This is a genomic window from Nocardia sp. CA-129566 (assembly GCF_050956075.1).
In the GTDB taxonomy this organism is placed as follows: Bacteria; Actinomycetota; Actinomycetes; order Mycobacteriales; family Mycobacteriaceae; genus Nocardia.
In genome coordinates, this window is record NZ_CP192085.1 from 7,747,785 (window position 1) to 7,773,847 (window position 26,063).

Consider the following 26,063-nt stretch of genomic DNA (forward strand, 5'->3'; position numbering starts at 1 on the left):
CCGCCAGCAAGCAGCCCGACCAGTCGGTTCATTCAAGGGGTGTCGACATGGTCGGGCGTGTCGCCGCCAACCGACCCATAGGTCGGGCGAATTCGGATCCACCGCGCCGATGGCCTCCGACCAGCGCGGGTAGCGCCACATGCCAGACCCGCTCGCCCGTCCGGTCACCGTGCCTGCTCCACACCACCATGACAACGGCGCCGATCACGTATGGCACCGCGTTGATGAGCCCGCGTTGCACCACCCAATAGTGGGTGCCGTACTGCTGCGCACGAGGCACGAACGCCATGGCGGTGGCGACCGCACCCCAGCTCACCATGATCCTGGCGAGCCAGCGCCGCGCCCCGAACCGGTGCAGTGCCAGATTGCTCGGCACTTCCAGTACGAGATAGCCGATGAAGAAGATGCCGGAGGCGAATCCGAACGCCGTTTCGGTCAGTCCCAGCTCCGATTTCATCCCGCTGGGTCCGGCGAACCCGATATCGACCCGATCCAGGTAGTTGATGAAATACAACAGCCCGAGATATGGCACCAAACGAATCGTGACCTTGCGCAACATCGCGCGGGACAACTCGGTCGTTCCACCCATCCGCGCACTCTCGACCCGGATCCGCTGCGGAGTCGAATCCCCACGCCCGGCGATACCGCTCGAATGTTCGATAACGGAAGCCGGCCTGTCATGTGCGCGGACCCGAGCGTTCAACCGGCAACCGTAGCGTCGGTGGCAGAGGCGAACGGAGATCATCATGCTCGATCCGCGACTTCGAACCCTGTGGCTGGCGAATGTGGCAGCCGGCGCGGCGGCGGTCACCGTGCGAACTCCGCTCTACGCTCAACCGAGAGTCGCCGATTCCGTTCGGGTGCGTCGGGATTCGATGGTGGCCAGCGACCTCGAGGTGGTCACGGTGACCGATCGCTCGGCGATCCTGACCTGGACTACGCGGGCCCGCGACCGCCATGGGCGGCCCCGGCCGGTACCCGCAGATACCGAGGTCAGGATCGCACCGGTCGACGGTCGGTGCTCGGCACGGCCGCACTACCTGGACTCCCGGCCGACCGCCTACCACTACGCGGAGCTCGACGGACTCGAGCCCGGCCGCACCTACCGGTTCGAGGCCTATTCGGACGGACGTCGCGTCGTCCCCGCCCGCACCCTGGTGACCCGCCGCGCCGGAACACCCGAATCCACCGGCACATTCACCACCGCCACCCCGCCACCGGGACGGCTGCTGCACACCATCGCACTCGCCAACGATGTGCATTACGGGGAAACCAGCAGCGGCCTGGTCGTGGCCGGGCTGCCCACCGGTCTGCGCCACGATACCGAGCACTATCCGGACTTCATGCTGACGGCTTTGCTCGATGATCTGCGCCGACCCGACCGCGCGGCCGATCAGCTGATCGTCGCGGGCGATCTCACCGATACCGGCACCCTCGAACAGTGCCTCGGCGTGCGCGAGCGGCTCGACGAGTGGGGTGTCCTCGGCCGCGACTACTTCGTCTGCCGGGGTAACCACGATAAGCCGGATGAACACCGAATCGACCACTGGGGCAAGGTATTTCATGCCCGTCAGCGGCTGGTCGAGCATCGCGTCGGCGAGCTGCGCATGATCGGCCTCGACACCACCCGCCTGCGCGGATCCGGCGGCACCATCGTGGCGCCGCAATTGACGCATCTACGCGAACTGCTCGCGGCCGACCCCGACCGGCCGACCCTTGTCTTCGGCCACCATCCGGTGACTTCCTATGCGGCGGTGAGCAATCCCGGTGGCCCCGGATTCGTCCTGGACCGCACGAATGCCGCCGCCCTGCACACGCTCTATCGCGACACCCCGGGCGTATTCCTGCACCACTGCGGGCACACCCACCGCAATCGCCGCAACCGTCCCGACTCCGGTGTCGACGTCGAATTCCTGGAAGTCGCGGCCGCCAAGGAATATCCGGGCGGCTACAGCCTGCTGCGCCTCTACGAGGGCGGGTACACGGTCAACTTCTACAAGACCCGCACCGAATCCGCTCGCCGCTGGAGCACTCGCACCCGCCGCCAATACCTCGGCCTGCACCCCGATCACGCGCTCGGCAGCTGCGCCGACCGCAATTACGTCGTACTGCGCGATTTCTCGGGTCTGCGGGCCGGCTGGTAGTTACAGTCGCTCATGCGGACAGTGACCGTGCGGCGCACCATCGCGGCGCCGATCGAGCGGGTTTTCGATTGGATCACCGATGCCGCCAACTACCGGCAGGTGCCGGGGGTGTTGCGGGCCGAGGTGACGCGGGCCGCTGCCGATGGCGGGGTCGGCACCGTTCGCGAAGTCACCACGGCCGCATTGAAACTCACCGAGGAGATCGTGGGCTATGAGCGGCCGGTTCGGATGGACTATCTGATCCGGGCCTCGATTCCGCCACTGCGGCACGAGGGTGGGAGCATGCGGTTGCGGACGACCGCGGACGGTACCGAGGTCACCTGGGTCTCGACATTCGAGGTCGGGGCTCCGGTCTTTAGCGGCGCGGTGACCAGGGCGTTCGCGCCTGCGGTCGCCTTCGGCTTCCGTACGGTGCTGCGGACGGCCGAGCGCAAGCTCACCGGCAAGGGCTGAACGATTCTCCCTGATCCGGTGCACGTATCCGGCCCGGCAAATTCGACCGGCACAGCGGCGTGGTCCGCTGCCAGGTGTGCGTATGACGGTGCTGGGTACCGTGTTTGCTGTATGTGGCAGCTGTTGAAGACGGGCGTGAGATTCGGTAGCAGGCCGATTCGGGAGAGGTTGGGAGCCGATGGGTGTTGGTGGTCTTCGATTGGCCTCGGTTATCGGCGCAGCGGTCGTGCTCGGGAGCGGATCCATCGCGGCCGGAGTTCATTCGAACGCGGCACCGGACCCGATCATTGCCAACGGTTCGGTGTTGGAGTCGGTGACGACCGAGGACGGGTCGACGATTACCGCGGTCGATATCCGTGATGCTCGCAATCTCGTGTTGACGGTCTATTCGGGGGCGATGGCCCGGGAGTTTTCGGTGCAGGTACAGCGGCCCGCCGATACCGGCGCCGCGCGGCCGACGGTGTATCTGCTGGCCGGGGTGGACGGTGGCACCGATGGTTCGACGTGGGCCACGAAGACCGATGCCATGCGGTTTTTCGGCGATAAGAACGTCAATGTGGTGCAGCCGATCGGCGGGGCGTTCAGCTACTACGCCGATTGGCGCGCGGTGGATCCGGTGTTGGGAGTCAATAAATGGCAGACGTATTTGACTCGGGAATTGCCGCCGTTGATCGATGCGGCGCTGGGGACCAATGGGCGCAACGCCATTGCGGGGATCTCGACATCCGGCACATCGGTGCTGTCGCTGGCGATTTCGAGTCCGGGGCGGTACCGGTCCGTTGGCGCGTTCAGCGGGTGCGCGCAGATCAGTGATCCGATCGGGCAGGCGTTCGTCGAAATGTCGGTGCGTAAGGGGCACGGCGATCCGGTGAATATGTATGGGCCGCCGCAGGATCCGATGTGGGCGGCCAATGATCCGTATGTGCATGCCGAGGGGCTGCGCGGGGTGAATTTGTACCTGTCGGCGGGCAGTGGATTGCCAGGGCCGTACGACAATCCCACCGATCCGCATACCCAGAGCCCGGCGGAGGGTGGACTCCCGCTCCAGGTGACCATGGGCGGCGCTATCGAAGGATCAACGGCCTGGTGCACGCGCAATCTGCGAGACCGGTTGGATCAGCTCGGCATTCCCGCCACCTATGATCTCGAACCCACGGGCACCCATTCCTGGGGCTATTGGGAACGCGCGCTGAAGGATTCGTGGCCGGTGCTCAGCGATGGGCTCGGCGATATCTCCTGACTCACTCGTGCCCGCCGCAGCAGTGCGAATCCGCGTGACCGATCGCGGACAATCGGCAAAAGCACGAGGCATCGATCGGAACATCGGCCACGGCCGATTTCACGTGCTAGCCGATGATGATCCGGGCCTCGCCTGGATCTCGGCATTCCAGACGAATACGCGCCGGGCGCACCGATCACACCGCTCAGATGGTCATATATGACACAATACTCATATGACACTGAAACGTACGATGGTCTACGCCGAAGCCAGCGATCTGGCTGCGATCAAGGAGGCGGCGGCGCAGAGCGACGTGAGCGAGGCCGAGATCATTCGCAATGCCATCCACCTGGCGGCCCTCCGGGTGCAGCGTCGATCGGAGCCGCTGCGGCTGCGACGTTTCGCAAGCGGTGATCCCACACTGGCCGAACGCGTCGACGACTACCTTGCCGATGACTTCGGCCGCGACACGGAACACCCATGATTTTGGGCACCGAAGGTCCTGGAATTGTCGTTGCCGACACGTCCGGTCTGATCGCCGCGTTCGACACCTCGTCACCGGACAGTGACGGCGCCTTCCACGTCCTCGAATCCGCGGGTTTGGTCGTGCTCTCACCCCTTGCGCTAGCCGAACTCGACCATGTCGCCCGCCGCGCCCTCGGACGGCAGGTGTCCATCGACATGATCGAAGACCTCACCGCACAATCACGCACCAAACACTTTGAGATCGCGACGGTGACACCCGACATCCTCGACCAAGCAAACGCGATCCGCCGGCTCTACCCAGCCTTGCGCCTCGATCTCGCCGACGCCGTCCTCGTTGCCTTAGCCGCCGACTATGAAACCAATGCGGTCTTGACCCTCGACCGGCGCGACTTTCGGGCCTTGACGCCCCTCACACAGCACAAAGCCTTTCGCATACTGCCCGACGATCTCTGACACCTCAGCATTCGCCTACGGCGACCACGCAGTCGGTGACGAACCCGCGCAGCCGATCCGCCACCGTCAGCGCGGCTTCCGGCGTGGGCATCTCCATCACAGGGATGTACAGATGCAGCACGCCCGGATGCCCGCGCCCCTCGGCGGTCCCCAACGCCGCTCGAGCACAGCCTTGGCCTCCAGCGTTCTCGCCCCGGCGGCAGGCGCACCGCTGCGCTGATCCCACAGCGCCCACGGCGTCAGATTCATCAGCGCGTCGGCGAACAGCGCGCGACATCGAGGTCATCCGGAAACCGCTCGTAGACTCCGCGCATCGCCGCGGCGTACTCGGCATTCCGGACGACTACGCGCCACGCGACCGCCGATCGCACCGCCCGCATTCGACATATGTGAAACCGTACCCATATGGCACTCGAACGTACGGTGATCTACGCCGAAGGCAGCGATCCGGCTGCTATCAAGGAGGCGGCGGCACAGAGGGCCGTGAGCGAGGCCGAGATCAGCCGCACGGCAACGGCGGCGCCAATCGCTATCTAGGAGGATTCGTGTCCGAAACCGTGCGTGGCGTGATCGCCCGTAGCAAGGGCGCACCGGTCGAGATCGTCGATATCGTGATTCCGGATCCCGGGCCGCACGATGTGGTCGTGCGCATTCAGTCCTGCGGGGTGTGCCACACCGATCTGCACTATCGCGAGGGCGGCATCAACGACGAATTTCCCTTCCTGCTCGGACACGAGGCAGCTGGCATCGTGGAGACCGTCGGTGCCGCGGTAACCCATGTCGTCGCGGGTGATTTCGTCATCCTGAACTGGCGCGCGGTCTGCGGCGAATGTCGCGCGTGTAAGCGCGGCCGCCCGTGGTACTGCTTCGCCAGCCACAATGCCAGCAAGAAGATGACCCTCACCGACGGCACCGAACTCAGCCCCGCCCTCGGCATCGGCGCATTCGCGGATAAGACGCTGGTGCACGAAGGTCAGTGCACCAAGGTCGATCCGGAGGCCGACCCGGCCGTCGCCGGACTGCTCGGCTGCGGCGTGATGGCCGGTCTCGGCGCCGCGATGAACACCGGAAATGTCTCGCGCGGCGATACGGTCGCGGTCATCGGCTGCGGCGGGGTCGGCGATGCCGCCATCGCGGGTGCCCGCCTGGCCGGTGCGCGGACCATTATCGCCATCGATCGCGACCCGCAAAAGCTCGAGTGGGCAACCGAATTCGGCGCGACCCACACGATCGATGCGACCAGTGCCGATGTCGTCGAGCAGATCCAGGAATTCACCGACGGTTTCGGCGCGGATGTCGTCATCGACGCGGTCGGCCGCCCCGAAACCTGGAAGCAGGCCTTCTACGGCCGCGACCTGGCGGGGACCGTGGTGTTGGTCGGCGTCCCGACCCCGGATATGACCATCGATATGCCGCTGATCGACCTGTTCTCCCACGGCGGCGCACTGAAATCCTCGTGGTACGGCGACTGCCTGCCCGAACGCGACTTCCCGATGCTGGTCGAGCTGTACCGGCAGGGCCGCCTGCCATTGGAGCGCTTCGTCACCGAGCGCATCGCCCTGGACCAGGTCGAGAAGGCCTTCTCCGCAATGCATGCCGGTGAGGTGCTGCGCTCGGTGGTGGTCTGGTGAGCCTGCGCATCGACCGGGTCGTCACCTCCGGCACCTTCTCCCTGGACGGCGGCACCTGGGAGGTGGACAACAATGTCTGGCTGATCGGCGATGACACCGAGGTCGTCATCGTGGACGCGGCGCACGACGCCGATGCAATCATCGATGCGGTCGGTCGCCGCAATGTGCGCGCGATCGTCTGCACGCACGGTCACAACGACCACATCACCGCCGCACCGGAACTCGCCGAACGGCTCGACGCCCCGATCCTGCTGCATCCCGCCGACGATCCGCTGTGGCGCATGACCCACCCCGACGTCGAATACGAGTCATTGGCCGACACCCAGCGAATCACCGTGGCGGGCACCGATATCGAAGTCCTGCACACCCCGGGTCACTCCCCCGGCTCGGTCTCACTGCACCTGCCCGAGGCCACCGCCCTCTGCACGGGTGACACCCTGTTCAACGGCGGCCCCGGGGCCACCGGTCGCTCGTTCTCGGACTTCGGCACCATCATCGACTCCATCCGGAACCGGCTGTTGACCCTCCCCGAGGACACGACGGTGCACACCGGCCACGGTGACGGCACCACCATCGGCACCGAGAAACCCGCGCTCGCCGATTGGATCGCCCGCGGCCACTGAACCCGCCCCGGGGCCTGAAGATCAGGTGGATCTGGCCGCCACCTGATCTCGGTCAGCCCTCGACGTATGCCTTGATGCGTTCGAGGGTTTCGCGCATGCCGTTGCGGTTGGTTTTGCCGCGGGCGCGTCCGGCGATCAGCCAGTAGAGGCGCAGCGGGAGATTCTCCTTGTTGAGCTGGAACGATTCGGTCACATCGGTGCCGCCCTCGACGGGCTCGAAGCGGTAGCGCCAGGTATTGACCGACATACCGCGCGGGCCGAGCACGGTGAACGCGAACTCGCGGCCCGGCTCGCAGGCGACGATCCGGCAGACCGTCCAATACTTCATGCCCCAGCCATTGCGGTTGACGTGCCCGCGGAACTTGACGCCGACAGCGGGAGCCGTTGCCCCGCCGAGCCATTCGGTCTCGAAGGTCTCCGGTGAGAACTTCCCGGTATTCGTGATATCGCTGACCAGCTCCCAGATCTTCTCGGCGGGTGCTGCCATTCGAACCGTCACGCTATCCTGCATGCCTGCACGCTAGCAGGCGCCTTCTCAGACAGCTAGCGCCCAGGTGACGTGGCAGTCGCAGGTCTCGCGCATGCGCTTGCCGCCCACCCAGGGATCTGCAGATCACCGGCATGATCAGGCCCATGGCCACGCGGGCCAACGTCGCATTCGGTCCGGTCGAGTTCGAACGTCAGCGGAAATCGTTCCAGAACGCGACCAGATCTGCGCAGACGCGGGACGGGCGTTCCTCGTTGGGGAGGTGGCCGACACCGTCGTAAACCGCTGTGCGAGCGTCCAATTCCTCCGCGTAGCGCTCGTGCACGCTCGGCGGCCACACGTCACCGGAGTTGCCGTACGCGATGAGGATCGGGAGGGCGGTGGCGCGCAGGGCCGCCGTGTAATCGGTCGAGCCTTGCATGACGCGCATGATGCCGATCATGTTCGCCTTCTTGGTCGCGAACATCCGGTCGTGCAGGAATTCGAGTTCGGCGGGCGGGATGAGGTTGGCCAGACTCTGGTTCATCTGTTCCCAAAGTGCTTGCTGGCCACCGCTTTCGATGAGCTGAGCGACCAATTGCGGCGGGGTGAAGTTGATGTCGGAGGCCAAGGAAGGGCCGGATGCGAGCAATGTGAGGCTGCGGAAGCGGTTCGGCTGGGCGACCAGGGCGGCGCGGGCGACATAGCCGCCGAATGAGTGGCCTACCAGGTGAATCGGCGTGTCATCCGAGATCTGGTCGACGACCAGGATCAGGTCACCGGCGAAGTCGGCCATGCCGTACCCCGATACCTCGTCGGGACCGTCCGACTGCCATTGACCGCGCTGATCGTAAGCGACGCACCGAAATCCGGCCGCGGTCAGCATCGGCAGCATGGCCTCGAAATCTTCCTTGGAGCCGGTGAACCCGGGAACCAATAGCACCGTGCCGCGCGTTTCGACGTCATGCGGCGGGATGGATTCCCAGGCGGCCAGCGCGCCCGCCCCGCCGCGCAGGGTGACTGGAGTGGTCTGCGCGGTGGCTTGGCTCATCGGTTCCTCCATCGGCGCGCTCGGCACTAGGACGGCAACACACCTCCATTCTAACCGAGTTAGCAGTCGGCATTGTTATTTATTCGAGATATTCAGAACAAGGTCATCGGTTCGGTCGGGATGGGTTCGGGCAACGGCTCGAGTTCGGGCAGACGCATGCCGACCTCATCGTGGAAGCGACGGGCGAGGTGCAGCGATGAGGCATTGTCCGGGGTGTGGATGAAGACCGTCGGTGAACGACCTTCGCGCAGCCACGCCGTGACGATATCGAGCCACGGCTGCCACCCCGCGACCGTCCGCTCGGTCGAATCGCGGCCGTGATAGCGCACGATCGGGAATTCGGTCAGCGCTCGGATGCGGCGCGGCACCCGCGGCTTCTTGGCCCGCGCCTCGGCCTCCGCGGCACTTTCGGCTGGTCCGTCGAAAAGCGCCGTGGTGTCGAAGGGCACCCATTCGGCGCCGACGCGCGCCAGCACATGCTCCAATTGCTTTGCGGCGCTCTCATTTTCGAAGAATGCGGGATGCCGGACCTCAACGGCCGACCGATACGAATCGGGCAGTGTGCGCAGGAATCCGGCCAGCGTCCCGAGGTCGGTCGGGCCGAATGAGCCGGGCAGTTGCACCCACAGCGCATGCATGCGCGGGCCGAGCGGCTCCATCGCGTCCAGGAAGGTCCGCAGTTCGGCGTCCGCACCGTGCAGCCTGCGCTCATGCGTGATCGGCTTGGGCAGTTTGATGACGAATCGGAAGTCGGGGCCGGTCTGCTTCGCCCAGGATTGCACCGTATTGCGGGTCGGCGTCGCGTAGAACGTCGTATTGCCTTCCACCGCAGTGCACCACGAGGCGTAGTGCCGCAACCGCTCCCCCGGCGCCGGTTGCTGTTCCTGCCATGCCGCGTGCGTCCACATCGCACATCCCACGTGAAGCCGCATGCCAGCGACGCTAACGCACTCGGCGCCCGGCCGTCCGGGCGGTCGAGCCGGGTCACGTACGCTGACGGCTTCACCTCCACCACCTCGGGAAAGAGATCATGGCGCAGTTCGAGAACGTCAGCGTGGCCAAGAAGGCCAATGTGTACTTCGACGGCAAATGCGTGAGCTACAGCATCGTGCTCGCCGATGGCACCGCGAAGTCGGTCGGCGTGATCCAGCCGTCGACCCTGACGTTCAACACCGTTGCGCCCGAGATCATGGAACTGATCGACGGCGAGTGCAAGGTCACCCTCGCCGGAGAATCCGAAGCCACCACCTACCGCGGCGGCGAATCCTTCAACGTCCCCGGCAACAGCTCATTCGAGATCGAGGTGCTCTCGACCCTGCACTACGTCTGCCACTTCGGCTGACCCGACCGAATCCCCGCACCGAGCACTCGAGCGCACCGCTACACCGAGCCGACCTTGTGCGGCTCCAGCCGAAGCTTACGCCTTTGTTGAGCGGTGGCGGCCACGACCTCGCCCCCTTCGGCTGCCCTCAGTCGTGGGACAGAGTGGTTGTTTCCAGGGTGTCGGCCAGGGTCGTCAGCACGCTCGCGCATCCGGCATCGACGGTGAGGGTGGCGAGATCGTCGCCTCGGGTCCGGCCGCGGTTGACGATGGCGATGGGCTTGCCCTGTTTCGCCGCGTGGCGAACGAAACGCAGCCCGGACATCACTGTCAGCGAGGAGCCCGCCACCAAGAGGGCGTCCGCCGCGTCGACCACCTCGAACGACGCGGCGACGCGTTCCTTGGGCACGTTCTCCCCGAAGTACACGATGTCCGGCTTGAGCATGCCGCCGCAGCGCGCACAGTCCACCATCCGGAAACTCTCGGTATCGGCGACCACCGCGTCCGCATCGGGCGCGACCTCCACGCCGGTGGCCGTCGCCGATGCCGCGAAACCGGGATTCGCCGCCTCCAACCGCTCGGCCAACGTCATTCGCGAGATGAGCGCCGCACACCCGAGACACCGCACCCGCGCATAGGTTCCGTGCAGATCGATAACGCGCCGATGCCCCGCCTTCGTATGCAGCAAATCGACATTCTGCGTGATCAAACCGCTGACCACCCCCGAACGCTCCAGCCGCGCCAACGCCCGATGCGCCGCATTCGGCCGCGCCCCATCCATGGCCCGCCACCCGATATGGTTACGCGCCCAATACCGCCGCCGAAACCCCGCATCCCCCACGAACTGCTGATAGGTCATAGGAGTCCGAACCGGCGACGAAGGCCCCCGATAATCCGGAATCCCACTATCAGTCGAAACCCCCGCCCCCGTCAGAACAGCCACCCGCCGCCCCACCAACACCCCACAAAGCCCCTCGACATCCCCACTCGAAGCGGAACCCGAAGCGACCACGCCCCCAGGGTATGCCCACCCATCGAGAATGCGCTGGTGCAGGTGTCACTCGACGGTTACCCGCACCAGCGCATGGTGATCACTCGACCAACTGGGGTCAGGGTTGGAGGGCTACTTCGATTTCGAGGGTGAGGGTGATTTTGTCGCCGATTACGGCGCCGCCGTCGGGGAGGGGCATGTCGATGGTGATGCCGAAGTCGCGGCGGTTGATGACGGTTTTGGCCTCGAAGCCGGCGACGGGGCCCTGGCCCATGCCGGGGTTGACGCCGAGGAATTCGACGTCGAGGGAGACCGGGCGGGTGGTGCCGCGGATGGTGAAGTCGCCGTCTACGACGAAATCGTCGCCGTTGACGCGGAATCCGGTCGACTTGAAGGTGGCTACCGGGAAGTCGGCGGCATGGAAAAAGTCGGCGGTGCGCAGGTGGGCGTCGCGCTGCTCGTTATCGGTGGTCACCGAGTCGACCCGGATCTCGGCCTCCGCGGAGGCGGTGCCGTCCTCATTGATGACGAGCTTGCCGGAGAAGTCGGCGAAGCGGCCGCGGACCTTGCTCACCATCAGGTGACGCACGGTGAAACCCAGGTTGGAGTGAGCCGGATCGATAACCCAGGTGCCCGCGGTCAAGGCCTTGGCGGTGGTGGTCGACATGGAGTCTCCTCAGATAGTTGAGAATTCAATTACATGGTTTCAGATCGCTATTCGGTTGTGATCCTTACCGATTGGCGCGTCGCTGCACCAGGAGGTCGGCGCGTAACGCCTCCGCCGCGGCAAGTCTGCCATCAATTTGGTGGATGTGGCAACCAATGGAACCGAGACGGTCCGCGATCTATTCCCCCACCGAATAACAAGATCACTTGTGCGGCTTGCGCAGCCGCGATTCCAGTCCGTCCATGACACAGATCAGCCCGAAATCGAAGGCCACCGCCCGCGCGGTCCGCTGATCGGCGGGCATGGTGGCGCGAAAGTCCGCGAGCATCTCCGGATAATCGGCGGCCACCGCATCCATGACGTCGAGCACCACTTCGGGGTCGAAACCCTCCTCGCCGAATGCCTTCGCGGCGGTGATCTCCGGGATGACCTGGCCGAGTACATAACTGGTCACGGTGCCGCTCGCGAGGTAGATGTCCATGCCGGTGAAACCGGCCCCCATAAAGGTGCGGCGCAGCCGATCGCTGAGTTCGAAGGCATTCGGTCCGATGCTCGGCAAGGAGCCGATCAAGGTGGCCACCCACGGATGGTCGTGCATGGTCCGCCGGAAATTGTAGGCGAAGGTGGTCACCACCTCCCGCCACGAGGTGTGCTCGGGATCCGGGGGGCGCACCATACCCCAGATCTCGTCCATGGCGAGCTCGAGTAGTTCGTCCTTGTTCGCGACATGCCAGTAGAGACTGGTCGCGCCCGCGTCGAGCTTGGCACCGAGCTTGCGCATGCTGAGAGCGCTCAGGCCCTCGGCGTCCAAGAGCTCGATCGCGGCGGCGACGATCTGGTCGCGGCGCAGTCCCGCCGCCTTCGGCTGGCGCGGGGCGCGGGTCCATACCGAGGAGAACTCCTGCTTGGTCACGGGCTCAGCATAATTCTCTCGCACATTGTGCGATTCCATCGTACAGTGTTCGAGTGGAACCGAACGTTGTACGAGATCCTCGCCGCTGGTGGATTCTGGGGGTCCTCTGTCTGTCCTTGCTGGTGCTGATGATCGACGGCACCGTGCTCAATATCGCCATCCCGTCCCTGATCCGCGAACTCGATGCGACCCCATCGGATATCCAGTGGATCCTCGACGCCTATGTGCTCGTCTTCGCCGGACTGCTGCTCACCGCGGGCAGCCTGTCGGACCGGTTCGGACGGCGCCGCATGCTGATCCTCGGTCTGGCCCTGTTCGGCGTGGCCTCGCTGGCGGCCGTGCTGGCCACCGAACCATGGCAGGTGGTCGCGGCCCGCGCCCTGATGGGTGTCGGCGGTTCGGTGCTGATGCCATCGACGCTGTCGATCCTGATGACCACCTTCGCCGAGGACGAGCGGCGCAAGGCAATGGCGGGTTGGTCCACCGTCTCGATGGTCGGCATCGTGCTGGGACCGACGCTGGGCGGCTTTCTGCTGCAGCACTATTGGTGGGGTTCGGTATTCCTGCTCAATATCCCGGTCGCGGTGCTCGCGATCGTCGCCGCACTGGTGTTGATGCCGGAAACCACTGGTGAGCAGCGACCGGTCGACCTGGTCGGCGTGCTGCTGTCGATCATCGCGCTGTGCTCGACGGTCTATGTGATCATCGAGCGTGAGTGGAATATTCCGATGATCGGCCTCGCCGTCGTCACCGGACTGGCCTTCGTGGTGTGGGAGAGCAGGTCCGCACATCCCATGCTGCCGCTGGCGGTCTTCCGCAATCGCGATTTCACCGGCACCTGCTGCACGCTGCTGCTGATGGTGTTCGGGATGGGCGCGCTGATGCTGATGCTGACCCAGTACCTGCAGTTCGTGCTCGGCTACGGGCCGATGAAGGCGGGCCTGGCGCTACTGCCGTACGCGGTGGCGGCGGCGGTGTGCAACGGGCTCGGCGCGACACTGGGCAAGCAGCTGAGCAATAAGACGCTCATCGTCGCGGGTCTGTTGGTCATGGGTGTGGCCTTCGGCATTCTGGCCCTCGGTTCCGGGTACTTCGCGGTCCTGGCCAGCATGCTGGTCATGGGGGTCGGCGGTGGTCTGGCGGGTCCGGCCGCCTATGCCGCGATCATGAGCGCCATTCCGCTCGAGCACGCGGGCGTTGGTTCGGCGATGAACGACACCCTGCAGCAGGTCGGCATGGCGATCAGTATCGCGATTCTCGGCAGTGTGCTGGCCGGTGTGTTCACCTCGCATATGCCCGAGGACGCACCCGATGCCGCGCGCGAATCCATCGGCGCCGCTTTCCAACTGGGCTACACCGAACCGGCCAAGGAGGCATTCACCGCGGCGATGTCGACCGGTGCGTGGATCAGTGCGGGTTTCAGCATCGCCGCCGCGTTGCTGGGGCTGGCTCTGCTGCGCACCCGCCCCGTGCCGCAGGTCGACACGCCGGAGGAAGTAACCGTGGCGTAGCCCGACATCGGGTTCGTTTCCAATCTGCTCGCCTCACGCCGCAGGCTCGGCTAGGCTCCCCTCGACCTCCTTGCCACGCAGATGAGTACATTGCGCGGAGACCACCTCGCGAGCGTGGGGAGAGCCGAGCCTGCGCGCGGGAGGCGCGGAGGCGAAAATTCTGATGACGGAATGGAATACCGAATGAAGCTTTGCGATAGCACTGCGGCGGCGATCCTTGTCATCGGTGCCGTGACCATGGGCGCCGGAGTCTCGTATGCCGAGCCGGACACCGCGCCCGCGCGCCACGACATCACCTACTCGGTCAAACTGGTCGAGAAAACCGTCGTCGCCAGCGTGCGCGGCGGCACCTTCACCCTGTCCAAGACCACGAGCAGTGAGCTGGCGACGGGCGGCGACGGGCGGCTGGCCGATAAGAACGGCACGCTGGTCGATAAGGACGGTAAGGCCGCCGATATCGCCGACGTTGTCGATGTGGTCGATCTCGCGGATACCAACGGCCACGTCGTGGTGACACTGCCGCTGCAGTTCCGAATCGCCGATACCGAAATCCCGGTCGAGCCGGTGCTGAAGAAGGACGGCACGGTACTCGAGCTGGCGCCGCAGAAGCCCGCGGGGCTCGACATCACCCAACCGCTGGCCGTCAAACCGGTGGCATCGATGGTCGAGAACCAGCGCGCCCGCAATGAATTCGCCAGTCAGTTCGGTCTGGCCACGGCGATCGGCAGCTTCGTCGGCACCGCCATCGGCGCGGTCATCGGCTGCGTGGTCACCATCGCCGCGGGCTGCATCGGCGGACTCACTACCGGTGCGACGGTCGGCGGGATCATCGGAACGATTGTCGTGGGTGGTCCAACGCTACTGGCCACTGGCGTGGATTTCGTCAACACGATGTTGGCCCCGGACGGCACCACCCGGTTCGCGGATAAGCCGACGACCACCCAACCCGCGCCGACCACGACCACTCAGCCCGCGCCGACCACCGCAGCACAGCCGAACTAACCGAAATCGTTTCGGCGACAACCGGTCGCTGGCCGAGTGCGAGGCCAGCGTCCGGTCGGTCCGTGCTCGGCCAGCCGGACTATCCACAGAAGACGGCGTCTACCAGACCATCCATGCCGGGCTTGTGCATCAGGCCGAACAATGGCGGGAGTTGGTTGAGGCTGAAGGTGACAGAGCGGGCCGCGGTGTACCCGCCGTAGACGAAGGTTCCGTCCATGGCGCCGCCGTGGCCCCAGATATCTACGCCGCAGAAGCTGGTGCGGTGGAACAGACCGAGGCCGATATCGTTGGGGAGCGCCGGATTGTTGGTCGGTCTCGTGCGCTGCATCTCGGCGAGTTCCGCAGGGGCGAGCAGTCCTCCGGCGAGCAGTCCCTCGAAGAAGCGGTTCAGGTCGGCGCCCGTGGAGACCAGCGCGCCATCGGCCAGGCCCCAGCCCGGGTCGATATCGGTGATGTCGACCAGGGTGCCGTTGAAATTCTGATATCCGCGCGGGTGCGGGCCGCGGATCACGGTCTCCAATGGGAACGCGGGCCAGTAGGTGTCACGCAATCCGAGCGGCTGCAGAATGCGCCTGGTCACCTCATCACCCACCGGCTGGCCGGTGACCTGCTCGATCAGCTTCCCGGCCAGCAGGTAGTCGGTGTTGGAGTAGCCGACAGCCGAGCCGGGAGCGAATCGCGACGGTGCGTCCAGACCGAGCCGGATCAACTGATCAGCGGTTTGGTACCGCCGCAATGCCTCCGGGGAGTCCAGATCCAATCGGGTCAGGTAATCGGGAATACCGCTGGTGTGCTGCAACAGATTTCGGACGGTGATCAGATTCCCGTCGCCGCCGGGACCACGCACCACATCCGGGAGGTACCGCTCGATCGGAGCGTCGAGTTCAACGCGCCCCTCTCCCACCAATTGCAGCACCACTGTCGCCACGAATGTCTTGGTATTGCTGGCGATCCGGACCTGCGCGGTATCCGGGAACGCGGCGCCCGTCGCGAGATCGCCTACGCCGCTGTTGATCTGGGTATCCCTGCCGTCAGCGGTCAGGACCAGCTGCCCACCGGGAACGGCGGTCGACCTGACCAGCGCCTCGAACCCGACTCGCAGCACTTCGACACGCAGCGGACCCGGTTCGGCGGTGGACGTAGCCAGACTCGGCAGCATCGAGATCACCAGCGCAATGACCAAACCCGCCGTTACCGCGAACCGCCGCATACATCCTCCCTTGCTACGGCCCGCTCGGCCGATGATCACCGGTGCGAACGGGGATACCGGAATAGAGACCGTTCGGTTCGAAGCAGCATCCCGAGCGGGTGAGTCGCAGGTCGGCGCGTCACATCACCTCAGCCCTCGTAGGCGACGTGCGGCGTCCAGTCATCGGGGGCGCGGATGGCGGCCGCGTGCAGCGCTTGGGCCACCCGATCCCTGGTGAACGCGCCCTCGCCGAGGACGCCATTGATCTGCACCGCAACCGCGCGATGGCCCTCGGGGGCCAAGGTGGTGTCCAGGCTGGTGACCAGATTGCGCACCGCCGCCTTCTGCACGCCGAGCGATGCGGCCTGATTCCAGGGCCGGTCCGCCGCCGCACTGCCGGTGACCAGCACCCGCGCGGCATCGGCGAAGAACGGCCGCGCGGCCTGTACCGCGGGCAGCAGCGCCGCGGCACCGATGGTGAAATCCTCGATCAACTCCGCGACGGTCAGCGTCAACGGATCCGCCTCCCGGAAAATACTCGGGTTGAAGTGCAGTACATCGATCCGACCATGCCGCTCACCCACCTGGGTCACGGTGCGGGTGATGTCGGCGGGATCGGCCAGATCGACACCGACCCCCTCGGCGGCAAACCCCTCCGCCCGCAGTTCCCGCGCCAATGGCTCGGCCTCCTCGGCCGAGCGGCATGCCAGTACAACCGTATATCCGTCACGCGCGAAAAGGCGGCCGACGGATAGCCCGACGCCGGGACCGGCACCTAGGACGAGAAGTAAGCGACCAGTCATGACTATGACCCTAGACACGAATCTCCGCAGGTCACAATGTCCGATTCTTGCCTGCGCCGGGTGCAGCCGGTATCACTGGGAAGGTTGAGCGTGACAACTGGTCGGTAGCGGGTAATCCCGGACGTGCGCTGTGTCGAATGAGTCGAGACGAGAGTTGAGGCGGCGAAAATGATCCGGGACCGAGTCGGGCGCCATGGATGACGACACCGTCGAGCTGCCCAAGATCGGGCCGAGCGCGCGCCATGCCCGGCACCGGCACGCGGGCCCCCACCGACACCGCGGCCGCCGCGCGGCGAAGATCGCGACGCGCGTCCTGGTCTCGATGGCCGCCCTCGCCGTGCTCTCCGGCACCGGATTCGCCTGGTCGGCCAAGACCGAATTCGACAATGGCTTCACCCATACCGATGCGATCGGCAAGGACGCGCCGCGGTCACTCGGCGGCGACCTCAATATCCTGCTGATCGGCTTGGACACCCGCAAGGACCTCGACGGCAAGGATCTGCCGAAGGAGATCCTGGACCAGCTGCACGCGGGTGACGGCGAGAACGGCGGATACAACGCGAATTCGCTCATTCTGCTGCATATTCCCGCCGATATGCACAAGATCGTCGCCTTCTCCATTCCGCGCGACGACTATGTCGCGGTCTCCGGCATCCCCGGCTACGACCACGCCAAGATCAAGGAGGCCTACGGGCTGAAAAAGGCCGCCACCGAGACCAAACTGGAAAATTCGGGCCAAAAGGACAAGGTCGCCCTCGAGCGTGCGGGCCGTGAGGCGGGCCGCGCATCGATCGTGCAGACCGTGCGCAACTTGGTCGGCGTCCCCATCGACCGCTTCGCCGAGATCTCGCTCGTCGGCTTCTACGACCTGGCGGACAAGCTCGGCGGCGTCGACGTCTGCCTCAATCACGCGGTCGACGACAGCTACTACTCCGGCGCGGTCTTCCCCGCGGGCCCGCAGCACCTGGACGCCGCGAACGCGCTGTCGTTCGTGCGCCAGCGGCACGGGCTGGAGAACGGCGACCTCGACCGCACCCACCGCCAGCAGGCCTTCCTGACCTCGGTCGCCAAATCGTTGAAGGAAACCGGCACCCTGACCAATTTCGGCAAGCTCTCCGGCCTGATGGATGTGGCGCACCGCGATATCGTGCTGTCCGACGGCTGGAATCTGCTCGATTTCGCCCGCGACCTCGGCGCGGCGGGCTCGATCTCGGTCGAATTCCGGACCCTGCCGGTGCTGCGCTACGACACTATCGACGGTCAGGACGTCAATATCGTCGATCCGGCGGCCATCAAGAAGGAAGTGCGCGCCGCCTTCGGCATCGAGGCCGCGCCGACGACACCGGTGCACACCCCGACCAGCATCGTCGATGTCCAGAATGCGAGCGGTTACCCCGGCCGGGCCGCCCAGCTCTCCGGCGCACTCACCAAACGCGGCTATCCGCAGGGCATCGTGGGCAATGGCACGCAGACCGACGGTGCGACCACCACGATCACCTATGGTCTCGGCGCGCAGGCCGATGCCACGCAACTCGCCGATACCCTCGGCCTCACCGCCACGGCATCGCCGAATGTCGAAGCGGGTCATATCGCCGTCGTCATCGCCAGCGACTTCACCATGCCCGCCGAACTCACGCCGACCTCCAGCGCGACCCCGACCACCACCGCCAAAGCCACCACCTCCGCCCTGCCAGTACCCGATTCCGGTAAGCCGGTCGCGACCACGATCGGCAGCTCTGTGCCCTGCGTCAACTGATCCGCATATCGGCGCAGGTCACATCTTCAGCGGAGAAGTCACCGCGAAACGGCCGGTAAACTACGGCAGGGGCCAGTACGTCGTTAGGTGCGCCGCAGGGAACGCACGGCGAAACACAGGAGAGTCATGTCGAGTCGCCGTTTCCGGTGGAGAGCAGCTGCGGGTTTTGCGTTGGTGACGGCGCTGATAACGGCCGGATGTTCGGCCGAACCGGAAGCACCGACCACCCAGGCCGGGCCGCCGCTGCCCCCGATCGCCATCACCCCGAACGGTGGCAAAGGTATCGATCCGCTCGCGCCGGTCGTGGTGACCGCGAACGACGGCTTGCTGAGTTCGGTAACCCTGACCAATGAGGCGGGCCGGTCGGTCGAGGGCATCTACACCCCGGACAAGACGGCCTGGAAGCCCGCCGAACCGCTCGGATACGGGCACACCTACACGATCTCCGCCGAAAGCCTCACCATCACCGGCCGCGTCGGCCCGACCACCTCGACCTTCAGCACGCTCGCGCCCAACAACCAGACCAAGGTGTATCTGACCACCACCGGCGGCACCCCGCTGGCCGACGGCGGCACCTTCGGCGTCGGCACCGTCGTCGTCGCGCATTTCGACGAGGACGTCCCCGATAAGGCCGTCGCCGAGAAGCGGCTCTCGGTGACCACCGACCCGCCGGTCGAGGGTTCCTGGTACTGGCTCGACAAGCGCAACGCACACTGGCGGCCGCAGCAGTACTACGCACCGGGTACCAAGGTGACCGTCGCGGCCAATATCTACGGCGCGGACCTCGGCGGCGGCCTGTACGGCCAGGAGGACAGCAAGACCACCTTCACCATCGGCCCCTCGCACGTCTCCATTGCCGACGACAACACCAAACAGGTTCAGGTCTTCGAGAACGGGAATCTGGTCCGCACCATGCCGACCTCGATGGGCAGGGGCGGCAGTGAAGTGATCGCGGGCAAGACGCTCAGCTTCTGGACCCAACCGGGCATCTACACCGTGATGGACAAGGGCAACCCGGTGATCATGGACTCCTCCACCTATGGCCTGCCGGTCAATTCCCGGCTCGGCTACAAGGAGGCCATCGGCTGGGCCACCCGCATCAGCACCGACGGAATCTATCTGCACCAGCTCGACTCCACCGTCTGGGCGCAGGGCAGCCAGAACCTCTCACACGGCTGCCTCAACCTGAGCGCGACCAATGCCCAGTGGTTCTTCAACTTTGCGATTCCCGGCGATGTCGTCGAGGTCCGCAATACCGGCGGCGCACCGCTCGAGGTCTGGCAGAACGGCGACTGGGGCCTGCCCTGGGATCAGTGGCTCGAGGGCAGCGCCCTGCACTGAGCCGGTTTCTCGCGCCTGGCCGCAACATCTGGGCGAAAGTGCCTGGTGTGGCAGAATCGTCGACATTATGACCGTGTTGACCAGCGCTTCTCCGGAACGCCTGCCCCGGGGGCCGCATCGATTGACCCGGGACGAGGTCGCGACGTCACAGCGCGAACGGCTCTATATCGCCGCATTGGAGGCGGTCGCGGAGTTGGGTTACGGCCCGACCACCATTACCGATATCGTCGGCCGGGCGCGGGTGGCGCGGCGGACGTTCTACGGGCTGTTCGAGAGCAAAGAGGAATGCTTCACCGCCGCATTCGATTTCGCGGTGGACGTGATCACCCGTGAACTCGACCGCGTGGTCGCCGAATCGGGCGCGGATACCTTCGTCGAACTGGTGCGCACGACGCTGCGGACGTATCTGGAGTTCCTGGCCGCCGAACCGGCGGCGGCGCGGGCGCTGCATATCGAAACCCTCGCCGCCGGACCGGGACTCATCGCCCGCCGGGCCCGCACGCACCGCATGTTCGGCTACCGCATGGTCGCGGCGGCGCGAATCGGTGTGCGCGCGGGCGAAGTTCGCGCCGAACCCGATCCCGGACTGCTCGATGTGCTGCTCGGCGGCATCGACGATCGGGTCAGGGCCACCCTGATCGAATCCGGGCCGCAGGAGCTACCCGCGTTGGCGCCCACACTCACGCGCGCCGCGCTGGTATTGCTCGGCTCCGGCCCGGTCTGAATCACCAGCCCGGCTCGCCCCCGACCGGAATGTTCGCCCAGCTCGGCTGATTCGGATCCAGTTCGATGTGCTGCGGTCGCAGACCGCTCTCGTTCAGCAAGGGGCGCAGCGGAAGACTGCTCGGGAAGTTCCCGGCAAAGACGTCGACACGCAGCCGGTGTCCCGGTTGCAGTACGCCGTCGGTGGCGAGCATGCCGATATCGATGACCGTCGGCTGGCCGGGCACGATCGGCTCGCGGGTGTCCAGCGTCAGGTACGGATAGGGATCGGTATAGTCGCCGTTCGCCGAGCGGCTGGCCTTGCTCTCGTCGACCGCGCGCAGCGACGCGGTCCGCTGGCCGTGCGTCCACTGCGTCGAACGTCCGTCCGGCGCAACATCGTTCAGCGTCACCGTCCAGTAGCCGTCGGTGGCGTCCAAGACCGTATTCAGGTGCACCGCGATCGGGCCGGAGATGGGGGTCGCCACACTCACCGGCGCGCTGGTGAATGTCAGGCCGTTGGTCTCGGCGATCCGAGAATCCTTGGTGCAGATATCCGGCAGCGGCACGATGCCCGCGGTGCCCTGGGCACCGTCGCGCGAGCAGAGCGTGGTCAGGCCGGGCGCGATCGATACCCGCGCGGGCCCGCCCGGCTCGGTGCTGAGGCTGCCGTCGTAGGCGCTGCCCGGCGCGGTACCCGAGGTCGCGGCGTTCAAATACATACGGCGGTAATCCATATCGGGACGCGGGAAGCTCGAGGTGTGCGTCCAGCCGCCGCCCTGCTGCCACAGGGTCACCTGGTCGTAGTCATCGATGCCGTTGTCGATGCCCTTGAGCCACTTGTCGAACCATGCGCGCTGCAGCACATCGAGGGCGGCCGGTCCGTCGGCGTCACCCATGCCCGAGCCGGTGGTGATGTGATAGTTGTTGTCCATCACCAGCTTCTTCTGGCTGTCCGGGATACTGATCGCGTTGTAGACCCGCGGCGCGGAGTAGGCGAAAATGTCCTGCCAGCCGCCATAGACGAAGGTCGGCACATCGATTCGCTCGGGATGTCCGATCCAGGCCGTGCGCAATGGACTCTGGTCGTCGAGCACCGAATACATCTCGGCCGGAATATCATCCATGCTCTGCGTGCCGAGGGCCATGATGATCATATTGAAGAAGGTGAACGGGTCACGGACGCGGTCGGCCAGCCAGGTCCAGTCGAACTTCCCGGCCAGCATCGACACCACATCCGGAATCAGCTTCGAACCGTCGACGGCGAGCAGCCACTCCGGAATGAACCCGATGCCGAGTGCGCCGCCGGGCGCGGCCACATCGCGGATCAGATCGCTGCCCGGCACGATCGGGAAGATCGCCTGCAGCGCGGCGGGTCTGCGCTCGGCGGTCTGCAACTGGTTGATCGCCGAGTAGGAGATGCCGCTCATGCCGATCTTGCCGCTGGACCACGGCTGCGCCGCCGCCCAGTCGACCACCTCGACGCCGTCCTGCTGCTCGCGCTCGCCGAATACCTGCCAGGTGCCCTGTGAGAAACCGGTGCCGCGGACATCGACGACCACCTGGGTGTAGCCGCTCTGCACCAGTTTGCGATCCACCGCGAAGGTACGTGCGGTGCCGCCCGCCAAAGCCTGTGCCAGATCACTGATTCCGCTCAGACCATAGGCCGAGAGATCGAAACCGTGCAGCGCCTGCATCAGCGGCTCGGCCAGACCGGGTATGGCCAGGACGGAGTCGGCGATATTCGCCACCAATTTGGTGTAGGGCGTCAGGTTCACAATGGTCGGCGTCGGTTCGACGATCGGTCGGCCGGACGCGTCCGCCGGGTGGTAGACATTGGCCTTCAATACCGTGCCGTCACTCATGGTGATCGGGACGTCCCAGTCGATATAGACGTTCGGATACTGTTGCGGCCCGGCATGAGTCGCGGTGAACTGGGCATCGAGCCCCAGCGTCGCCTGGGTCGGCGCGGCCGCGACGACGGCTCCGGCAAACACGGTGATCGTGGCTATGGCAGCAGCCACTGCCTTAATCTGACGTCGACGTCGGATCATGCTTGCCAAACCCTCCCGGCAATGAGGAACTACTTCGTTCCCATCAACGAGTTGGTACATTAACGTGCATCACGGTTGGTGTGCAACCACGACGCACGGCAACGCTCTGTACAGCGAACCAAGGCCCGCGAACCCAGAATAAGTTGCCAAGCATTCTCCCTGGAACCGGCTGCGCGGCAAGGGCACCGAAATCAGACCAGGGCAATCTCCAGTCGCCGGTAGAGCGGAACGAACACATTCGTGCGGTAGCGCCGTTTGGTAATCCGCCACGGGCGACCGGGCGCGGTCATGGCTTCCAGTACCGCCGCGAGTTCGACATGGGTCAGACTCGCGCCGAGGCAGATATGTCTGCCGCCGCCGAACCAGAGCTGCCGCAGTTGGTGCACCTTGCCCAGATGCAGGTCATAGCCACCCGCCGCATTGTTGATCGACCAGGTCATGATCTTCACCCGGTCTCCCGCGCGTAACCGCCTACCGGCCAACTCGATATCCTCGACGACACCGCGCCCGACGATCGGCATGGAACTGGTGACCCGCAGCGCCTCGCGCACCGCGTCCGGAATCAAGCTCCGGTCCTCGATCAGGTCGTGCTGCGCTCCGCTATCGTGCAGCAGTGCCACCATTCGGCCCAGGGTGCTCGCCAGCGTCGCGGTTCCGGCGACGACCAGGAAGGCCGCCATGCGGCGGGTGACCTCGGGTCCGAGGCCGAGTTCGCGACTGCGCCCGATGGTGGTGCTCGGGTCGGCGGTTTCGTACACGGCGGGCACCGATGCGGCGATGCGATCGGCCACCGCACGTCCCTTGCGCATGTTGCGCTCGGACACCACGGTGGTGTCGTAATTGCCCTTGCCGAGGTTGGCCATCGCCTCGACCAAGCCGAACAGTTCTTCGTATGCGGCTGGGGAATCGTCGACCGGCAGGCCGACCAGCTCCGCCATGCTGCGGCCGGTGAACTCGCGCGAGAACTGTGCCATATCAACGGTTTTTCCGGCCGAAAGGTCGTCGGTGAGTTTGCGCAGCATCGGCCCCACGGACCGTTCGGTAATTACCCTCGACCGTTCCGGGGTGAACAGGTCGCGGACCTTCGCGCGAAATTCGACATGCGGCTGGCCCTCGAACAGCTCGAAGACCCAATCGCCGAGCATCTGGCCCCACCAGTGCCCTGAGGCGCCGTCGCCGATAATGCTGAAGTGTTCGGTATCGCCGTGGATCTGGCGTGCCAGCTCCGGATCCGCGACCAGCCAGCCGAGTTTGGGCACGCGCCGGATCGGTTTGATCAGCGATCCGGCCGCGAGCACCAAAGGCAATGCGGGCTGGGCGAATCCGTGCAGTGCGTATTCGTGCGCCGCGGCGGACTTCATCACGCCACCCCCATCCGCGCTGCGGGCGTACTCGCGCCGACCGACCGGAATTGATCGAGCACGAGATGCGTGGACATGACGGCCAGACAGCCCCATTCCGCGGCCGTGGCGGCCCAGGTTCCGGATCGATCGACCGCGGTGCGCCACATTCGTTCCGTGGCAACCGGATCGAAGATCCCATAGCGGCGCACCGAATCCCGAGACAGATGATCGTGCGCGAGATCCGCACCGGAACCGGTGAGATACCACGGACCGACCGGCGTCATGAACGGCTTCTTGCGCCTGCGCACGATCTGCTTCGGCAGCACATCGGCGGTCGCCCGCTTCAGCGCGTATTTCTCGGTTCCCCAGTGCACCAGCATCTCCGGTGACAGATCGGCGCACACATCGATGACATCGCGGTCGAGATAGGGCACCCGGACCTCGATGCTGTTGGCCATCCCCAGGCGGTCCGAGATCGGCAGTACCCAGTGCGGCAGGCGGGTGTAGAACTCGAAATGCAGTTGGCGGCGCAACCTGTCGTGCCGCGGTGGCGGGGCCAGTGCCGAGGGCACCGGGAGGCCCTCGGGCGCAATGGGGCCGGTGGTGTCGCCGAGCGCGCTCCACAGGTAGATCCAGGGCGGCACCTCGCCGTAGCGCGCGGTGTATTCGGGACGACGTCCCGCGACGGACACGATGTGGTCGTCCAGACCCGATGGCGCACCGACCCATTTGGTGGCATTGCGCCAGATCGCAGTCTGGGCCCGGCCCAACTTCAGCTGTTCGAACCGGGCGCTCAGCTTCATCAGCCGGTAGAAGTCGTAGCCCGCCAACAGCTCATCGGAGCCGTCACCGCTCATGGCGACCTTGAGGCCCTTGCGCCGAGCGAATTCGGTCAGCTCGAGGAAGGGTGTGGCGACCGCGCCGTACCAGAACGGTGATTCGAAGTGCCACAGGCTCTTCGGCAGCAGTTCGCAGGCTCGCGCGCCGGTCATCTCGACCTCGTCATTGGGCACGCCGAGCGACTGTGCGACCAGCCGCGACATCGGGGTCTCATCGAGTACTTCGCCGGTGAGACGGATGCTCGCGGTGGTCAGCGGTGCGTCGCAGCGACGAGCCGCGACCGCGGCGATGGCGGAACTGTCCAGGCCGCCGCTCAACGCGACTCCGGCCCGCACCTCGTCGGGCAGACGCTTGCGCACCGCGGCGGTGAAGGCCGCGTCGAACCGCTCGATCGCGGCCCGGCCGGTGAGCAGCGGCGCATCCGGATCGCGGCGCAGGAACGGCGTGAAATAGCGCTGCTGGGAGGTGCCGCGGCGATCGATGGTCACGATGGTCGCCGGTGGCAGATCGTCGATGCCCTGCCAGAAGGTGCGCGGTGCGATGGTGTGCCCGTAGAACAGGCAGTCGCTGAGCCCCTGCGGGTCCATGGACGCCTCGACCAGCCCGGATGCGAAGATGCCCTTGATCTCCGAAGCGAAGACGACCCGGCTGCCGGACTGGTGGTAGAACAGCGGTTTCACGCCGACCCGGTCGCGGGTGAGCAGCAGCCGTTCCCGGCGGGCGTCCCACAGCGCGATGGCGAAATCGCCGTCCAGGCGCTCGACGAAGCCCGTGCCGTACTCCTCGTAGAGGTGCGGGATCACCTCGGCGTCGGAGTGGCTGCGGAACTGGTGCCCGCGCGCGGCGAGGCCGCTGCGCAGTTCTCGATGGTTGTAGATCTCACCGTTGAAGACGACATGGATGGTGTCGTCCTCATTGCGGGCGGGCTGGGCGCCGTGCGCTACATCGACGATGGCCAGGCGCTGGAAGCCGAAGGCGACATTGTGGGTGTGCCAGGTGCTGAAACCGTCGGGGCCGCGATGGCGTTGGATTTCGTTCATCGCCCCGATGGGGGTCGGGTCGACCGGGGCGGCGAAGTCGACTATTCCGTTGATGCCGCACATA

General features: G+C 65.7%; 26 protein-coding genes and 1 pseudogene. 14 read left to right on the forward strand and 13 right to left on the reverse strand.

What is annotated here, in order from left to right; all coding sequences use genetic code 11:
* Nucleotides 1–268: 268 nt before the first annotated feature.
* Nucleotides 269–589 (reverse strand): annotated as a pseudogene (locus ACQP0C_RS34355) (MFS transporter); the annotation flags it as partial.
* A gap of 157 nt (nt 590–746) precedes the next feature.
* On the opposite strand from ACQP0C_RS34355, the gene ACQP0C_RS34360 reads away from it, so the two are divergent.
* From ACQP0C_RS34360 to ACQP0C_RS34380, 5 genes are all read left to right on the forward strand, one after another.
* Nucleotides 747–2,144, forward strand: a complete 1,398-nt coding sequence (locus ACQP0C_RS34360; RefSeq protein ID WP_433726834.1) for a metallophosphoesterase — start codon at nt 747–749, stop codon at nt 2,142–2,144.
* A gap of 12 nt (nt 2,145–2,156) precedes the next feature.
* Nucleotides 2,157–2,597 carry an SRPBCC family protein gene (locus ACQP0C_RS34365; RefSeq protein ID WP_433726836.1) on the forward strand — a complete coding sequence of 147 codons (441 nt, stop codon included), beginning with the start codon at nt 2,157–2,159 and terminating at the stop codon, nt 2,595–2,597.
* A 178-nt stretch (nt 2,598–2,775) separates the two neighbouring features.
* Entirely contained in the window at nt 2,776–3,837 is a 1,062-nt protein-coding gene (locus ACQP0C_RS34370; RefSeq protein ID WP_433726838.1) for an alpha/beta hydrolase, read from the forward strand.
* A 214-nt stretch (nt 3,838–4,051) separates the two neighbouring features.
* Nucleotides 4,052–4,300: a hypothetical protein gene (locus ACQP0C_RS34375; protein WP_433726840.1), complete on the forward strand. Its 249-nt coding sequence runs from the start codon at nt 4,052–4,054 to the stop codon at nt 4,298–4,300.
* Nucleotides 4,297–4,755 carry a PIN domain-containing protein gene (locus tag ACQP0C_RS34380; protein ID WP_433726842.1) on the forward strand — a complete coding sequence of 153 codons (459 nt, stop codon included), beginning with the start codon at nt 4,297–4,299 and terminating at the stop codon, nt 4,753–4,755. The genes ACQP0C_RS34375 and ACQP0C_RS34380 overlap by 4 nt, the downstream gene beginning before the upstream one ends.
* A gap of 4 nt (nt 4,756–4,759) precedes the next feature.
* On the opposite strand, the gene ACQP0C_RS34385 is transcribed toward ACQP0C_RS34380, so the two are convergent.
* A complete protein-coding gene (locus tag ACQP0C_RS34385; protein ID WP_433726844.1) occupies nt 4,760–4,909 on the reverse strand; it encodes a hypothetical protein in 150 nt (49 codons plus the stop codon).
* Between the two features lie 251 nt (nt 4,910–5,160).
* On the opposite strand from ACQP0C_RS34385, the gene ACQP0C_RS34390 reads away from it, so the two are divergent.
* The 3 genes from ACQP0C_RS34390 to ACQP0C_RS34400 are packed head-to-tail and all read left to right on the forward strand — an operon-like array spanning nt 5,161 to nt 7,009.
* The gene (locus ACQP0C_RS34390) at nt 5,161–5,292 is read left to right on the forward strand and encodes a hypothetical protein (protein ID WP_433726846.1); all 132 of its coding nucleotides are present in this window, start codon (nt 5,161–5,163) and stop codon (nt 5,290–5,292) included.
* A gap of 8 nt (nt 5,293–5,300) precedes the next feature.
* On the forward strand, nt 5,301–6,386 hold the full coding sequence (locus tag ACQP0C_RS34395) for an S-(hydroxymethyl)mycothiol dehydrogenase (protein ID WP_433726848.1): 1,086 nt from the start codon (nt 5,301–5,303) through the stop codon (nt 6,384–6,386).
* A complete protein-coding gene (locus ACQP0C_RS34400; RefSeq protein WP_433726850.1) occupies nt 6,383–7,009 on the forward strand; it encodes an MBL fold metallo-hydrolase in 627 nt (208 codons plus the stop codon). Before ACQP0C_RS34395 ends, ACQP0C_RS34400 begins: the two co-directional genes overlap by 4 nt.
* A 52-nt stretch (nt 7,010–7,061) precedes the next feature.
* Here ACQP0C_RS34400 and ACQP0C_RS34405 read toward each other — a convergent pair whose 3' ends face one another.
* The 3 genes from ACQP0C_RS34405 to ACQP0C_RS34415 form a co-directional block, all read right to left on the reverse strand.
* On the reverse strand, nt 7,062–7,520 hold the full coding sequence (locus ACQP0C_RS34405; protein ID WP_433726852.1) for an SRPBCC family protein: 459 nt from the start codon (nt 7,518–7,520) through the stop codon (nt 7,062–7,064).
* A 169-nt stretch (nt 7,521–7,689) separates the two neighbouring features.
* A complete protein-coding gene (locus ACQP0C_RS34410; RefSeq protein ID WP_433726854.1) occupies nt 7,690–8,526 on the reverse strand; it encodes an alpha/beta fold hydrolase in 837 nt (278 codons plus the stop codon).
* A 92-nt stretch (nt 8,527–8,618) separates the two neighbouring features.
* On the reverse strand, nt 8,619–9,458 hold the full coding sequence (locus ACQP0C_RS34415) for a DUF72 domain-containing protein (RefSeq protein ID WP_433726856.1): 840 nt from the start codon (nt 9,456–9,458) through the stop codon (nt 8,619–8,621).
* A 98-nt stretch (nt 9,459–9,556) separates the two neighbouring features.
* Here ACQP0C_RS34415 and ACQP0C_RS34420 point away from each other — a divergent pair, with 98 nt between their 5' ends.
* A complete protein-coding gene (locus tag ACQP0C_RS34420; RefSeq protein ID WP_433726858.1) occupies nt 9,557–9,868 on the forward strand; it encodes a pyrimidine/purine nucleoside phosphorylase in 312 nt (103 codons plus the stop codon).
* Between the two features lie 127 nt (nt 9,869–9,995).
* On the opposite strand, the gene ACQP0C_RS34425 is transcribed toward ACQP0C_RS34420, so the two are convergent.
* The 3 genes from ACQP0C_RS34425 to ACQP0C_RS34435 all read right to left on the reverse strand — a co-directional run bounded on the left by ACQP0C_RS34425 (nt 9,996) and on the right by ACQP0C_RS34435 (nt 12,418).
* On the reverse strand, nt 9,996–10,859 hold the full coding sequence (locus ACQP0C_RS34425; RefSeq protein WP_433726860.1) for an NAD-dependent protein deacetylase: 864 nt from the start codon (nt 10,857–10,859) through the stop codon (nt 9,996–9,998).
* 97 nt (nt 10,860–10,956) lie between these two features.
* Complete coding sequence (locus tag ACQP0C_RS34430) at nt 10,957–11,505, reverse strand: YceI family protein (RefSeq protein ID WP_433726862.1); 549 nt, start codon at nt 11,503–11,505, stop codon at nt 10,957–10,959.
* A gap of 202 nt (nt 11,506–11,707) precedes the next feature.
* Nucleotides 11,708–12,418: a TetR/AcrR family transcriptional regulator C-terminal domain-containing protein gene (locus tag ACQP0C_RS34435; RefSeq protein WP_433726863.1), complete on the reverse strand. Its 711-nt coding sequence runs from the start codon at nt 12,416–12,418 to the stop codon at nt 11,708–11,710.
* Between the two features lie 53 nt (nt 12,419–12,471).
* Between ACQP0C_RS34435 and ACQP0C_RS34440 the strand changes: the two genes are divergently transcribed.
* Both ACQP0C_RS34440 and ACQP0C_RS34445 read left to right on the forward strand, forming a co-directional pair.
* Entirely contained in the window at nt 12,472–13,929 is a 1,458-nt protein-coding gene (locus ACQP0C_RS34440; RefSeq protein ID WP_433726865.1) for an MFS transporter, read from the forward strand.
* A 183-nt stretch (nt 13,930–14,112) separates the two neighbouring features.
* Nucleotides 14,113–14,931, forward strand: a complete 819-nt coding sequence (locus ACQP0C_RS34445) for a hypothetical protein (RefSeq protein WP_433726867.1) — start codon at nt 14,113–14,115, stop codon at nt 14,929–14,931.
* Between the two features lie 79 nt (nt 14,932–15,010).
* Here ACQP0C_RS34445 and ACQP0C_RS34450 read toward each other — a convergent pair whose 3' ends face one another.
* Nucleotides 15,011–16,141 carry a serine hydrolase domain-containing protein gene (locus ACQP0C_RS34450; RefSeq protein ID WP_433726869.1) on the reverse strand — a complete coding sequence of 377 codons (1,131 nt, stop codon included), beginning with the start codon at nt 16,139–16,141 and terminating at the stop codon, nt 15,011–15,013.
* A gap of 128 nt (nt 16,142–16,269) precedes the next feature.
* The gene (locus ACQP0C_RS34455) at nt 16,270–16,923 is read right to left on the reverse strand and encodes an SDR family NAD(P)-dependent oxidoreductase (RefSeq protein ID WP_433726871.1); all 654 of its coding nucleotides are present in this window, start codon (nt 16,921–16,923) and stop codon (nt 16,270–16,272) included.
* A 193-nt stretch (nt 16,924–17,116) separates the two neighbouring features.
* Between ACQP0C_RS34455 and ACQP0C_RS34460 the strand changes: the two genes are divergently transcribed.
* The 3 genes from ACQP0C_RS34460 to ACQP0C_RS34470 all read left to right on the forward strand — a co-directional run bounded on the left by ACQP0C_RS34460 (nt 17,117) and on the right by ACQP0C_RS34470 (nt 20,744).
* Nucleotides 17,117–18,679 carry an LCP family protein gene (locus ACQP0C_RS34460; RefSeq protein ID WP_433726873.1) on the forward strand — a complete coding sequence of 521 codons (1,563 nt, stop codon included), beginning with the start codon at nt 17,117–17,119 and terminating at the stop codon, nt 18,677–18,679.
* Nucleotides 18,680–18,805: 126 nt separating this feature from the next.
* On the forward strand, nt 18,806–20,020 hold the full coding sequence (locus ACQP0C_RS34465) for a L,D-transpeptidase (protein ID WP_433726875.1): 1,215 nt from the start codon (nt 18,806–18,808) through the stop codon (nt 20,018–20,020).
* Nucleotides 20,021–20,087: 67 nt separating this feature from the next.
* A complete protein-coding gene (locus tag ACQP0C_RS34470; RefSeq protein WP_433726877.1) occupies nt 20,088–20,744 on the forward strand; it encodes a TetR/AcrR family transcriptional regulator in 657 nt (218 codons plus the stop codon).
* Nucleotide 20,745: 1 nt separating this feature from the next.
* On the opposite strand, the gene ACQP0C_RS34475 is transcribed toward ACQP0C_RS34470, so the two are convergent.
* The 3 genes from ACQP0C_RS34475 to asnB all read right to left on the reverse strand — a co-directional run bounded on the left by ACQP0C_RS34475 (nt 20,746) and on the right by asnB (nt 26,062).
* Nucleotides 20,746–22,776 carry a CocE/NonD family hydrolase gene (locus tag ACQP0C_RS34475; RefSeq protein WP_433726879.1) on the reverse strand — a complete coding sequence of 677 codons (2,031 nt, stop codon included), beginning with the start codon at nt 22,774–22,776 and terminating at the stop codon, nt 20,746–20,748.
* A gap of 191 nt (nt 22,777–22,967) precedes the next feature.
* Nucleotides 22,968–24,137 (reverse strand): cytochrome P450, encoded by a 1,170-nt coding sequence (locus tag ACQP0C_RS34480; RefSeq protein ID WP_433726881.1) that lies wholly within the window; start codon nt 24,135–24,137, stop codon nt 22,968–22,970.
* On the reverse strand, nt 24,137–26,062 hold the full coding sequence (gene asnB, locus ACQP0C_RS34485) for an asparagine synthase (glutamine-hydrolyzing) (protein WP_433726883.1): 1,926 nt from the start codon (nt 26,060–26,062) through the stop codon (nt 24,137–24,139). Before asnB ends, ACQP0C_RS34480 begins: the two co-directional genes overlap by 1 nt.
* Between the last annotated feature and the right edge of the window lies 1 nt (nt 26,063).